The organism is Vreelandella arcis, from assembly GCF_900103865.1.
GTDB lineage: Bacteria > Pseudomonadota > Gammaproteobacteria > Pseudomonadales > Halomonadaceae > Vreelandella > Vreelandella arcis.
On the sequence record NZ_FNII01000001.1, the window covers coordinates 180313 to 193095 of the forward strand.

The 12783-nt window shown below is 57.3% G+C and carries 10 protein-coding genes and 1 pseudogene; 6 read left to right on the plus strand and 5 right to left on the minus strand.

What is annotated here, in order from left to right; all coding sequences use genetic code 11:
• Positions 1–4: 4 nt before the first annotated feature.
• Entirely contained in the window at positions 5–907 is a 903-nt protein-coding gene (locus BLR97_RS00890) for a LysR family transcriptional regulator (RefSeq protein WP_089701543.1), read from the minus strand.
• 212 nt (positions 908–1119) lie between these two features.
• Between BLR97_RS00890 and BLR97_RS00895 the strand changes: the two genes are divergently transcribed.
• Positions 1120–1563, plus strand: a complete 444-nt coding sequence (locus BLR97_RS00895; protein WP_089701545.1) for a universal stress protein — start codon at positions 1120–1122, stop codon at positions 1561–1563.
• Between the two features lie 325 nt (positions 1564–1888).
• Here the strand turns inward: BLR97_RS00895 and BLR97_RS00900 are convergent, their stop codons facing one another.
• The 4 genes and pseudogenes from BLR97_RS00900 to hemC form a co-directional block, all read right to left on the minus strand.
• Complete coding sequence (locus tag BLR97_RS00900) at positions 1889–3151, minus strand: heme biosynthesis HemY N-terminal domain-containing protein (RefSeq protein WP_089701547.1); 1263 nt, start codon at positions 3149–3151, stop codon at positions 1889–1891.
• Entirely contained in the window at positions 3148–4650 is a 1503-nt protein-coding gene (locus BLR97_RS00905) for a uroporphyrinogen-III C-methyltransferase (RefSeq protein WP_089701549.1), read from the minus strand. Before BLR97_RS00905 ends, BLR97_RS00900 begins: the two co-directional genes overlap by 4 nt.
• Positions 4651–4666: 16 nt before the next feature.
• Positions 4667–5445, minus strand: a pseudogene (locus tag BLR97_RS00910) (uroporphyrinogen-III synthase).
• Complete coding sequence (gene hemC / locus BLR97_RS00915) at positions 5442–6386, minus strand: hydroxymethylbilane synthase (RefSeq protein ID WP_089701550.1); 945 nt, start codon at positions 6384–6386, stop codon at positions 5442–5444. Before hemC ends, BLR97_RS00910 begins: the two are co-directional and overlap by 4 nt.
• A 139-nt stretch (positions 6387–6525) precedes the next feature.
• Here hemC and BLR97_RS00920 point away from each other — a divergent pair, with 139 nt between their 5' ends.
• From BLR97_RS00920 to dapF, 5 genes are all read left to right on the plus strand, one after another.
• Positions 6526–8952, plus strand: coding sequence for a bifunctional diguanylate cyclase/phosphodiesterase (locus BLR97_RS00920; RefSeq protein ID WP_089701552.1), 2427 nt, complete (start codon positions 6526–6528; stop codon positions 8950–8952).
• 189 nt (positions 8953–9141) lie between these two features.
• The gene (argH, locus tag BLR97_RS00925) at positions 9142–10548 is read left to right on the plus strand and encodes an argininosuccinate lyase (protein WP_089701554.1); all 1407 of its coding nucleotides are present in this window, start codon (positions 9142–9144) and stop codon (positions 10546–10548) included.
• Complete coding sequence (lptM, locus tag BLR97_RS00930) at positions 10545–10652, plus strand: LPS translocon maturation chaperone LptM (RefSeq protein ID WP_089701556.1); 108 nt, start codon at positions 10545–10547, stop codon at positions 10650–10652. Before argH ends, lptM begins: the two co-directional genes overlap by 4 nt.
• On the plus strand, positions 10653–11924 hold the full coding sequence (gene lysA / locus BLR97_RS00935) for a diaminopimelate decarboxylase (RefSeq protein ID WP_089701557.1): 1272 nt from the start codon (positions 10653–10655) through the stop codon (positions 11922–11924). It abuts the gene before it with no gap.
• Complete coding sequence (dapF, locus tag BLR97_RS00940; protein WP_089701559.1) at positions 11924–12757, plus strand: diaminopimelate epimerase; 834 nt, start codon at positions 11924–11926, stop codon at positions 12755–12757. Before lysA ends, dapF begins: the two co-directional genes overlap by 1 nt.
• The last annotated feature ends 26 nt before the right edge of the window (positions 12758–12783 follow it).

Sequence of the window (12783 nt, forward strand, 5' to 3'; positions counted from 1 at the left end):
ACGGTTAGGGGTAGCGTCCGGAACGGCGATTTTCAACCAGCACCTCTAAGATTGCGTTCGCCTCCTGCATCAGCGTGGAGGGCGCTTCACCGCGACGGCGACTACAGATCACCGGAGTAACAAGGGATTTATCCGCCAACGTAATATAGGTGATACCTTCGCGTTGAACGCGCTTGACCTGCTCGGGCACCAGGGTGATGCCGATGCCGGAGGCCACCAGGCTGAGCGCCGTTTGCAGTTCGTTGGCTTCTTGCACGACTTCTACCTTTAGCCCCTGTCGGCGGAAAATGCCAAGTATCATGTCCGCCATGCTCGGGCGAGGCTTGGCCGGGAAGAGAATCAGCGGGTAGCGTGCGAGTTCCTCGCAGCTCGGGGTCGTGCCTTCCAAGGGGTGGCCATTAGGCAAGGCAGCTATTAATGGCTCATTAAAAAGAATCTCTTGCTCGACGTCTGGGTCATCGATACGTAAACGGCCAAACCCGATATCGATACGGCCAGCCTTGAGGGCCTGAATTTGTTGGACAGTAGTGAGCTCCGCTAAGGAAAGCTCGACATTATCCTTTTGGCGTAAGTCGCGCACTAGCATCGGCAGTTGGCCGTAAAACACAGAGGGAACAAAACCAATACCGAATAGCTGACGTTTGCTGCGTGCCATCCGCCGCGTGGCATCAATGGTCACTTCGACTTTTTCCAGTATTTGTAGTGCATGCTGCTGAAAGAATAGGCCTGCAGGAGTCAGGCGTAAGCCTCTGGTGCTACGTTCAAATAATTCTGCGCCTACTTCCTGTTCCAGCTGTTTGATTTGGCGGGATAGAGGCGGTTGCGACATGTGCAGACGCTCGGCTGCGCAGGTGAGGTTGAGCTCCTCTGCAACAATACAAAAGTACCTCAAATGGCGCAGTTCCATGATACCTCCTGGGTATGAGCGGCTGCTTAAACAATATTGGTTTTATCATTTTGCTGGCAGCAGGCTGTTTATAGTGGTTGTTAGGACAACGCCAGAGCTGCATCAGGTCAATTGCTGGCCTTATCATACAATTTTTTGCTCGTTAACGATTAAGCGTGTCGTACGTAAGCGACGCAATAACACAACAAACGTATCAACAGGGTGGTTTTATTATGTATAACCGTATTCTGGTACCCGTCGATGGTTCTGAACATGCCAAGGAAGCCTTATCCATCGCTTGCAGGCTGATGGATAGCAATAACGCGACGCTTTATGTGTTGCACATACCCCAGGCGCTGGCGTATGGAACAACATTGGTCTGGGGGGTTGGCGCGATCAATGCGTCAGCCCCCCTCGCTGAGCGCGAGAAAGCAGGCGATCAATTGCTGGAGCAGGCGATGACATCTGCGCGTGAGCAAGGCGCCCCGCAGGTTGAGAAACGCCTAACACAAGGTGATCCGGTGAGAGTTATCCTGGAAACCGCTAACGAGCTGGATGTTGACACGATTGTCATGGGAAGCCGCGGCTTAAGCGATTTGGGCGGCGTCATAATTGGCAGCGTATCCCATAAGGTGAGCCATTCCGCGAAGTGCCGGGTAATCACTGTCAGTCAGTAGGATTAACACCAGGGTATCGCCTCGGGAGAAAGCCGAGCGCTTTTCCTGGTGGATGGCCTCCATGCTTCACAACTTTTCGGAAGAGGAAAATTGCAACACTCGTATGCAGTTGGCTGAACTGGACTAAGTGACCAGCTCTCAAGCGGGGCTGACCACGGTTGCGGAAAACTACGTTGTTTTACCCTACGAACAACTCGAATAACCCTAGCCGTTTGTAGCGCTTTATCCCCCTTGCCCAGGCGTTGCCTGGGCTTTTTGATTATGACATAAAAAAGGGTGCCCGTAAGGCACCCTCTTCGTTTGCGGTCGTAAGGCCAGCTGGCTTTTAAGCGCGCTTTGCGGCTTTTTTGCCGCTGCCCGGTTGGCTGTCGCTGGCATCGCTGGGTTGAGGCAGCGAGGGTAGAGACTTGGCCAGCATCTCAACGCTGTGGCGGTAGTACAGCTGGCTTTTGTTGTGTTCGCCAAGGCTGGCATAAAGCCGTGCAAGCTCGGCACAGACCACGCCGCTGGGGCGTTGACGCTGGCTTGCCTCAAAGTACTCTTGCGCCTTGGCCCACTTGCCGGTGCGTAACGAAAGACGTCCGCAGGTCAGCAGTAGCTCGGGGTCGTTGGGCCGCTCTTGAAGCCACTTTTCGGCCTTGGCGAGCTGGCGTGCCGGGTCAACGTTGAGTAGTCCGTAACGCTTGACGAGACGCGCATCCCAGTGATGGTCGAGGGAATGGTTCAGCAATCGCTCGGCAATGGCGTCTTCATTGGCTTGCAGCAACGCTTCGGCATACAGCACGATGAGTTCCGTTTTGCCGCGCAGGTAGTCGGGCATGTCGGCCCAAAGGCTGCGTACCCGTTCGATATCGTTAGGGTTTTGGGCCTCGAAGATAATCAGCTCACGATAGGCTTTAAACTCAAGCTCCTCGCGTTCCTGCTGTGAGATCAGCTTTTGCGCGGCTAAACGGGGAATCAACCGGCGTAACCCTTCCCAGTCGTTGACGCTCAAGAAGACCTGCTTAAGCAGCTTGAGCACCTGAGGATGGTTGGGGAGCTGTTTGTCCAACCGGTTGAGAATGGCCAGCGCTTCCTCGGGTTGCTGGCGATCAATCAACAACTGAGCTTGCATTAAACCAATCGCGGTATCGGCGCCTTCGGTCGTCAGTTGGGCCTGATTGATATGCTCCTGGGACTGGGTGTAGTGGCCTTGATAGTGCGCCGCCAGCGCCGCAGAGAGATAGTTGACCAGCGGCGTACTGGAGTCGTCCGCTGCTTTCACCAGGGTTTTTTCGGCGCGTTTCCAGCGCCCTTCGGTCATCGCCACCAGCCCCCGTTCGGTGCGCTTCATCGCGCGGCGGTTACGGGCGCGGCTGTTCCATGTGCGGAAACGACCTACCGGGCGAATCATGCCGCCTAGTAAACGCAACACAAAATGCACCACAAGGAAGGCAGCCAACAGTAGAACCAGACCGAACCAGAACGAGGTTTGTACGGACGTATCACCGACACGGATCAGCCAGTAGCCGGGAACCGACATCATTAGGTGACCGAACAGTGCCCCAACGGCGAGCCCGGCGACAATCAGCAGGATGAGCTTTCTCATGACTCACCTCCCTCTTGCTGGCGCGACTCGTGACGGTTTTCGATAAATTCCGCCATGGCTTGCTGTGACCCGCTAATATCGGGCAGCTCGGGTTCAACGGTCTTCTGCTTCAGTTCCTCAAGGCGTTCGATGACGCGCTGGGCTTCCTCGCGCGAGGTATCGTAGTAGCCGTTGAGCAAATTAAGCGCCTTGTCGATGCTCGCCTCATATAGCCCCTGCTCTTCTTTGAGCAGGGCTAACTGGGCCTGCTCAAGGATTAAGCGCAGGCTTTGACGCAGATAAGACTCTTGTTCCGGCGTGACCAGCGTTTCAAGGGCCTCATCGTGATGGCGGATCATCACTAAGTCTTTTAGCTCTTCGCCGAAGCGGGCCAGCTGACGCTGGAAGGTGCCGGTAGGCGGCTGCTCGATACTGGATGTGACGGCGCGCTCTTCCACTTCTTGGGAAAGACGCAAACCGGCCACACGCTCTTGCTGGGCATTAAGCGCCAGATAAACCCCGGTGCGATCTAAGCGCGGAACGGCGTCAAGTGCGGCTAAATCGTTGGCGATCTCACGACGTACGGGCGTTAAGGCGGGGTTGTCGGCATCTGCCAAGCGGGCATCAGCGGTGCGCAGCAGTGCGGCGGCGCCTTCAACATCGCCCTCCAGCTGTAAACGCTGATTGGCTAGGCGAAGTAAATAAGCGGCCTCGGCATGTAGCCAGTCGCGTTCATCGGTTTCTTGCTCTTGCGAGAGCTGCTCAAGGACATTGTCCAAGGTCTCGTCGACGTTGCTGCGATAGTCGGCAAACTCATTGCGCAGTTCGCTCACGGTGCTATCAAGCTGTTGCTCACGCTCGGCTTCGCCGCTTTCAATTTGCGACGCAAGCTCATCGACAGCCTGCTGTGATGCGCTGCTCTCGGCGCGCTGGGTCAGCTCATTGAGTCGCTGCTGTTGGGCTTCTAAACGTAGCCAGCCCTGCCAAGCGATAACGCCGACGATCACCGCCAGTATCAGCACCAAGATAATCGCGAAAACGCTTTTGCCTTTGCCGCCACCACTGGTGGTGTTGTTTTGGGGCGGCGTGCTTTGCTTGCCACCGGATGTCGACGTTGAGGACGAAGCAGCCGTGTTGTTAGCGCTGTTGGTAGGCGTGTCCTGTGAAGATGACGTCGACGTTGGCTTGCTGGATGCCGACGCCGTGGTATTTGTCTCACTACTGGATTTGCTGGCGGTTGGCGCGCTGTCTTTAGCTGTGTTCTGGGGTTTGTGCTGAGTGGTGTCTTGGGCCGCGTTGTTTTTGGCGCTTTTTTGGCGCCGCCGCGAGCGCTGACTGTTAGTTGAAGAGGCAGGCGGTTGTGACGACGGTGAGGCCGGGGTATCGGTGGCAGGGCGGGTTTCTTCACCGCGACTGTTGGCACCGGTTGGCGAGGATGGAGACGTGGCCGCATTGTCCTCGCTGGCGGTGTCCGCCGCATTTTTCTGCGTATCGTCCTGATCGTTTGTTTGTTTGCTCATCTGTCGCTAGCCCTTATTAAGTTCCTTGATCGACATCGGCACCCGCTGGGTCTAGGTCCGAGCCAACGCGGCAATTAACGCCGGTGGTGTGGCTCCTGACGCCACGGTGGGGGCACAAAACCCCAGTCTTTCTGCCAGTGTAGCCAAACGGCGACTGGAAACGATTAGCGGTTGGTTCAACGCTGCCGGTTGGCACCATTTTGCCAGATGTTCTAAGAGTTCGCCGCTGGTAACGATCAACGCCCGATAATCACCCGCCGCGAGACGTGCTTGCATGGTGCTTGACGGTACCAGTAAGCGGCGTCGATACACCGCCAAGCGGGTCACCTGGGCTCCGCGCGCGGCAAGCGTATCCGCTAAAAGTGAACGTCCGCCTTCCCCTGCCACGATTAATGCGCGCCGGTGGGTCAACGCTTGGAGCGACGCTAAACCCAGCAACGCCTCGCTGGTGTCTTCGCCAGCGCTTGTCGGGGCAACATGCACGCGAACCCCTAGTTGGTCGTGAAGTGTTGCGGCAGTACTTTGCCCCACGCTGTAGTAATCAATGCCAGCCGGCAGCTGTGGCCAATAGCGATCAAGCGCCTCGCTTAAACACCCTGCGGCAAAGGGGCTTACGACCACTATCTTATGGTACTGATCAATATCTAACCATACTTGGCGCATGGTGGCGTCTTCAGGCAGCGCCTCAAGTTGCATGACTTCCAGGGTATCGACCGTCACCCCTTCGCGACGCAAGGCGTCGGCGAGTATCTCACCGCGGGGCCCTGGCCGGGTGATGAGCACCGGTAGCGTCATATATCGTTGCCGTAGACCTCGGCGAGGATCTTACCGGCGCCTTGATCCAGCAGGTCTTCGGCGACCCTTAGGCCCAGCGCTTCGGGTTCATGCATCGAGCCGCGATCTTCGGCGCGAAGCACGTTGGTGCCTTCTGGATTGCCCACCAGCCCACGTAGCCACATTGTTTCGTGCTCAAGATCCAACACGGCATGGCCGGCAATGGGCACTTGGCAGCCGCCTTCCAAGCGCGTATTCATCGCTCTTTCCGCGCGCACACGGGTGGCAGTATTAGCATCGTCTAGCGGCGCCAGAAGTGCAATTAATTCAGGGTCATGAAGTCGGCACTCGATGCCTAGTGCGCCTTGGCCGCAGGCTGGCAAGCAAATTTCAGGTGGCATCGCTTGGGCGATGCGGTCGTCAAGGCCGAGACGTTTGAGGCCGGACGTCGCTAAGATGATCGCCTCGAATTCGCCGCTATCCAGCTTGCCCAAACGGGTTTGCACATTGCCGCGCAGGTTCAAAATGGTGAGGTCGGGGCGTGCCTCGCGCATTTGTAGGCCGCGGCGTAGGCTAGCCGTGCCTACCCGTGCGCCTTCGGGCAGTTCGTCTAGGCTTTGGTAATGGTTGGAGACAAACGCATCGGTAGGGTCGGAGCCATCCAAAATCACTGACAGGCCCAGGCCCTCGGGGAAGTGCATGGGGACATCCTTCATGGAGTGAACCGCAATATCGGCGCGGCCATCCAGCATGGCGTCTTCTAGCTCCTTAACAAATAACCCCTTGCCACCAATCTTAGAAAGCGGCGTATCGAGGATTTTGTCGCCCTTGGTCGAAAGTGGCACAAGCTCAACCTCAAGCCCGCTGTGCACCGCCATCAGGCGGTCGCGTACATGCTCCGCTTGCCACATCGCCAATTGGCTTTTCCGTGTGGCGATGCGTAGTTTGGTGATAGATGCCACGTTATACTCCTTAATTGCCGCGAACACGGCGCGTCTAATTATGATAGTTCCATCATAAAGCACCCGGCCACGCAGTAAAAATAACCACCATCAGGAACGATCTTTACATGCGCCTTGCGATATTGCCCCAGGATACCCTATGACACCCGCTGGACCGCATGGACAGCTGGATCAATTTTTCTTGCTTTCACATGATCTGTTTTGCTGCATTGATCTAGATGGGCGAATGCTGCAAGTGAACCCTGCGTTTGAGACCTTGCTGGGTTACCCCGCCGACGCGCTGTTAGGCAAGCCCTGCGGTAAGGTGATTGACGAGCGCGATCATGGCGTCATTGAGGGGGTGCTGGCGCGCATCGTCGAGGGGCGCGATGTCGCCGCCTTCGAGGTGCGTGCGCGATCGGTGACGAGGGCGCTGCACTGGTTAGAGGTCGATCCTTCCCTTGGCGAGGGGGTGGTTTATGTGGTGGCGCGTGTGGTTACCGAGCGCAAGCGTGTAGAGGAACATCTAAAGCGTACCCAGCAGTTGTTCGAGATTGTCGGCAAGACGGCGTTAATCGGTGGTTGGTATGTTGATATGGACGAGGGAAAGCCGATCTGGTCCGACGAGGTGTGCCATATCCATGGCGTAGCGCCGGGTTTTCAACCGACTATCGATGAAGCCATCGCGTTTTATACCCCCACCTATCAGCCGCGTATCAGAGCATACTTCGATGCCTGCTGTGAGCACGGGATTAGCTTCGACGACACCTTTGAAATCATTACGCACGATTATCAGCCGCTTTGGGTACGCGTGATTGGCAAAGCGGTATGCGATAGCGACGGCAACGTAATTCGGGTGCAGGGCTCCACCCAGGATATTACCCAACGCAAAGCCACCGAGCGCCAGCTGCAGCTGCTGGAGCGCAGTGTCGAATCAAGCACCAATGGTGTGTTGATTGTCGATGCAGGCCATGATGACCTCCCCATCGTGTATGCGAATACCGCTTTCGAGCGGATTACCGGCTATAGCCGTCAGGAGGCGCTGGGTCGCAACTGTCGCTTTTTGCAAGGCGAGGACACCGACCCCAACACCGTCAAGCAACTCCGCCAGGGCATTGCGGCTGAGTCCGAAGTGCACGTGGTGATTCGCAACTACCGGCGTAGCGGTGCGCCGTTTTGGAATGACCTGTACATTTCCCCGGTGCGCGATGACCTGGGCCAGGTGACCCATTTTGTTGGCGTACAAAATGATATTTCCGAACAGCGAGAATACCAAGCTCAACTGGCCTATAACGCTAGCCATGATGCGCTCACCGGGCTACCCAACCGGATGCTTCTGACGCAGCGGTTAGAGCAAGGCTGTTTGGTAGCACGCCGCTACCAGCGTCATTTAGCCGTGCTGTTTATCGATTTAGACGACTTTAAACCGATCAACGACACCTTAGGGCATGAGGTGGGTGATTTCATTCTGGTCGAAGTAGCCAAGCGGCTTGAAGATGAGCTTCGCCCTTGGGACACCATCGCGCGTTTTGGCGGCGATGAATTTGTGGTGTTACTGCCGGATCTGGCTCATGAAAACGACGTCATCCAGGTCGTCGAGCGGATTCTCAAACGGTTGGCGACCCCCTACTGGCAGCGCGGCGGCGAACTGCGTATTACCGCGAGTATCGGGGTGGCGATGAACGACGGCTTGATCAGCGAGCCGCTTCAACTGATCCAGCAGGCCGATTTGGCGATGTACAAAGCTAAACGGCGAGGGCGAAATACCTGCCAATGGTATACCGACGACCTCAACCGTAAGGTGAGCGAGCGAGTCAGCCTACGCAATGCGCTGCAACAGGCCATTGAGCAGGAGGAATTCGAGTTATATTTCCAACCGCAAATACACGGGCCCAGCGGTAGGGTCATCGGCGTAGAGGCGCTGATTCGTTGGCAACACCCCGAGCGCGGCTTTGTTTCCCCCGGCGACTTTATCCCCTTGGCGGAAGACACCGGCCAGATCATCCCGATTAGCGATTGGGTATTGACCACCGCCTGCCGGGTGGCCAAACAGCTAAATGGGCTGGGCTTGGGGCGTATCACCATGGCAGTGAATGTGTCGCCCATGCAGTTTCAGCGCCCGGGGTTTTTAGCGTCTATTCAGCTGGTGTTGGAAGAAAGCGGGTTGGCCGCCGATTTGCTTGAGCTTGAGCTGACCGAAGGGGTGCTGATGGATAGCGCCGAGCAGGCGATTCAAGCGTTGCAGGATTTGCGACAGCTGGGCGTTCACATTGCCATGGACGATTTTGGCACTGGTTTTTCGAGCCTTAGCTATCTGAAACATCTGCCGATCAATAAAATCAAGATTGACCGCTCGTTTATTAACGATGTGGTCAGCGACCACCGCGATGCGGCGATTGTCGAAGGCGTGTTGACTATGGCGGCCAAGCTGGATTTGGATGTGTTGGTGGAAGGCGTGGAAACCGCCGCGCAGTATGCCTACTTGCGCCAACAGCTTTGCGACTATTTCCAAGGCTTCTATTTTGCCCGCCCGATGCCCCTGGAGGCGCTACTAAGTTTTCTCTGCGAGCAGCAACGGCACTTATAGTTGACCAGTGTCGCTCGCGCCCAGGGTGATGGTGCAGCAGGCGTTTCGCCATCCCTCACGGTTGCGGCAGGCCCGTCAGACGAGTGCCGTGTTGCCGGATCGCTAAAACGGCGTGCCGCTCGGGTTGGTGACTCTGTTACACTTTCTGCTATTCGACTCTAATTGTTTTGTCAGCAGGATATGCCTCCGATGAGCCAAGCTACGAACCAGTCTTGGGGCGGTCGCTTTAGCGAGCCCACCGATGCCTTTGTTGAACGCTTCACCGCGTCCGTTAATTTTGATCAGCGCCTGGCGCGCCAGGATATTCAGGGCTCCATTGCCCACGCGACGATGCTGGCCCGGGTGGGCGTGCTGACCGACGATGAGCGCGACGCGATTATCACCGGTCTGAGCGAGATTAAAGGCGAGATCGAACGCGGCGAGTTTGACTGGTCGGTGCCGCTGGAAGACGTGCACATGAATATTGAGGCGCGGCTGACCGAAAAGATTGGCATCACCGGTAAAAAACTGCATACCGGCCGCTCGCGCAACGACCAAGTGGCCACCGACATTCGCCTGTTCATGCGCGACGAAATCGACGTGATCGAAGCCGAGCTGGTTCGCCTGCGCGAGGGCATGATCGAGCTGGCGGATCGTGAAGCTGAGACCATCATGCCCGGTTTTACCCACCTGCAAACGGCCCAGCCGGTCACTTTTGGCCACCATTTGCTGGCCTGGCAGGAGATGCTTGCCCGCGACCATGAGCGCTTATTGGACTGCCGCAAGCGCGTCAACGTGATGCCGCTGGGCGCCGCCGCCCTGGCCGGCACCACCTATCCCATCGACCGCCATGTGACGGCAGAACTGCTAGGCTTTGAGCGCCCGGCAGAAAACTCGCTGGATGCCGTCTCGGATCGCGATTTCGCTATCGAATTCACCAGTTTCGCCAGCATTCTGTTGATGCACCTGTCGCGCATGAGTGAAGAACTGGTGCTGTGGACCAGCGCCCAGTTTGATTTTATCGACCTACCCGATCGTTTCTGCACCGGCTCGTCGATCATGCCGCAGAAGAAAAACCCCGACGTCCCCGAACTGGTGCGCGGCAAAACCGGGCGTATCTATGGCCATTTAATGAGCTTGCTCACGCTGATGAAGTCTCAACCGTTGGCCTATAACAAAGACAACCAAGAAGACAAAGAGCCGCTTTTCGATGCGGTGGATACCGTACGCGATTGCTTGAAAGCCTTTGCCGATATGGTACCGGCCATCGAGCCCAAAAAAGCCAGCATGCTTGAGGCTGCACGGCGTGGGTTTTCCACCGCCACGGATTTGGCCGACTACCTGGTACGCAAAGGGGTGGCCTTCCGCGATGCCCATGAAATCGTTGGCCAATCGGTGGCATACGGTTTAAAAACCGAAAAAGACCTGTCGGAAATGACCCTTGATGAGCTCAAGCAGTTCTCCGACACCATCGAACAGGATGTTTTCGAGGTGTTAACCCTGGAAGGCTCTGTTGCCGCGCGTAACCATATCGGCGGCACCGCCCCCGATCAGGTGCGCGCTGCCGCCCAACGCGCCCGCGATTCGCTGGCTTCAATGCAGGGGGCTGGGCAATGAAAAATATCGCTTTACTCGCGGTGGTCGCGCTGTTGCTTGTTGGCTGCGGACAAAAAGGGCCGCTCTATCTGCCCGACGACGATGCTACTCAGCAGGAGGGCTAAGTGGATCATTTTAACTACCGTGATGGCCTGCTATACGCCGAAGAAGTGCCGCTTGAACAGATTGCCGAGGACTACGGCACACCTTGCTATGTCTACTCAAAAGCGACCCTGACGCGGCATTTTCGCGCCTATACCGACGCCTTGGGTAGCCATCCGCATTTGATTTGCTACGCAGTGAAAGCTAACTCCAATATCGCCGTACTGGGGCTTTTAGCGAAGCTAGGCGCCGGGTTTGATATTGTCTCGGTGGGCGAGCTTGAGCGGGTTCTTAAAGCCGGTGGCGACCCAGCGAAAGTGGTGTTTTCCGGCGTCGCCAAGCAGGCACACGAAATGGCTCGTGCGCTGGATGTGGGCATTAAGTGCTTTAACGTCGAGTCGCGCCCCGAGCTTGAGCGGCTCAACGCCGTGGCCGGTGAGCGTGGTCAGGTGGCCCCGGTATCGCTGCGGGTCAATCCCGACGTAGATGCTGGCACGCACCCGTATATTTCGACCGGCCTAAAAGACAACAAGTTTGGTATTCCCATCGACGATGCTCTGGCGGTGTATGAACTGGCCGCGAGTCTGCCTAATCTTCAGGTTAAAGGGCTGGATTGCCATATCGGCTCGCAGCTTACCGAGACGGCGCCGTTTCTCGATGCGCTGGAGCGGTTGTTGATGCTAATGGAGCGGCTGCGCGAGCGTGGCATTGAGATTGACCATCTGGACTTGGGCGGCGGACTCGGTGTGCCTTACCGTGATGAAACTCCGCCCCACCCATTTGATTACGCCAGCCAGCTGCTTGCGCGTCTGTCGCGCTGGGAAGGCGGCGAACGGCTCACGCTGCTGTTCGAACCCGGCCGTTCGATTGCCGCCAACGCCGGGGTCATGCTGACGCGGGTAGAGTTCCTAAAACCCGGCGAGACCAAGAATTTCGCCATCGTTGATGCCGCCATGAACGATCTGATTCGCCCGGCGCTGTATCAGGCGTGGCAGGCCATTGTACCGGTGGATACGCGCCCGGTGCGCGAAACCGCCATCTACGATGTGGTCGGCCCGGTCTGCGAAACGGGGGATTTTCTCGGCCAGGAGCGCGAGCTGGCGATTGCCCCCGGCGACCTACTCGCCGTGCGTTCTGCCGGTGCCTATGGTTTTGTGATGGCCTCCAACTACAACAGCCGCCCGCGGCCCGCCGAGGTCATGGTGGATGGCGAGCACTGCTACGTGGTGCGCGCGCGTGAAACGCTGGAAAGCCTGTGGGCCGGTGAAGCGCTGCTGCCCGAAGGAGCCTGCTGATGCTGCTGCACTTCACCAAAATGCACGGCTTGGGCAATGACTTTATGGTGGTTGATCTGGTCACCCAGCGTGCCCGGCTGCGTGACGAGCAGATTCGCCAACTGGCCGACCGGCGCTTTGGGATTGGCTTTGATCAGTTATTGATCGTCGAGCCGCCCCGCGACCCCGACATGGATTTTCGCTATCGGATTTACAACGCCGACGGTAGCGAAGTCGAAAACTGCGGTAACGGTGCGCGCTGCTTTGCACGCTTTGTCCGCGAGCAACGCCTGACCCACAAGCACGAGATCCGTGTGGAAACCGCTGGCGGCCCACTGGTGTTGAACGTGCAGCACGACGGCATGGTGCGAGTGGATATGGGTCAGCCGCGTTTTAATCCGGCCATAGTACCGTTCGACGCGCCGGGCGATAAGCCATTGCACGAGGTCGAGGTAGACGGCGAAACGCTGGCGATGGGCGTGGTGTCGATGGGTAATCCCCACGCGGTCTTGCAGGTTGATAACGTTGATGCCGCCCCTGTCGAGCGCCTTGGCCCGCTCATTGAAGCGCACCCACGGTTTCCCAAGCGGGTGAACGTGGGCTTTATGCAGGTACTATCAGCTAGCGAAATCCGTCTGCGGGTGTTTGAACGCGGCAGTGGCGAAACACTAGCCTGTGGTACGGGGGCGTGTGCCGCCGTGGCCAGCGGTATTCGCCAAGGACTGTTAAAAAGCCCGGTACGCGTGCATTTATCCGGCGGCGAACTGAGCATTGAGTGGCCGTCCCCCGAGGGCGCGCTGATCATGGTGGGCCCGGCGACGCGTGTGTTCGATGGCCGGGTAGCAATTTACTAATCCCAATGACTTACCGGCTTGCCAGC

Coding starts and splice junctions, on each gene's coding strand:
- BLR97_RS00890 (WP_089701543.1), bottom strand. CDS start 907: ATGGAACTGCGCCATTTGAGGTACTTTTGTATTGTTGCAGAGGAGCTC.
- BLR97_RS00895 (WP_089701545.1), top strand. CDS start 1,120: ATGTATAACCGTATTCTGGTACCCGTCGATGGTTCTGAACATGCCAAG.
- BLR97_RS00900 (WP_089701547.1), bottom strand. CDS start 3,151: ATGAGAAAGCTCATCCTGCTGATTGTCGCCGGGCTCGCCGTTGGGGCA.
- BLR97_RS00905 (WP_089701549.1), bottom strand. CDS start 4,650: ATGAGCAAACAAACAAACGATCAGGACGATACGCAGAAAAATGCGGCG.
- BLR97_RS00920 (WP_089701552.1), top strand. CDS start 6,526: ATGACACCCGCTGGACCGCATGGACAGCTGGATCAATTTTTCTTGCTT.
- argH (WP_089701554.1), top strand. CDS start 9,142: ATGAGCCAAGCTACGAACCAGTCTTGGGGCGGTCGCTTTAGCGAGCCC.
- lptM (WP_089701556.1), top strand. CDS start 10,545: ATGAAAAATATCGCTTTACTCGCGGTGGTCGCGCTGTTGCTTGTTGGC.
- dapF (WP_089701559.1), top strand. CDS start 11,924: ATGCTGCTGCACTTCACCAAAATGCACGGCTTGGGCAATGACTTTATG.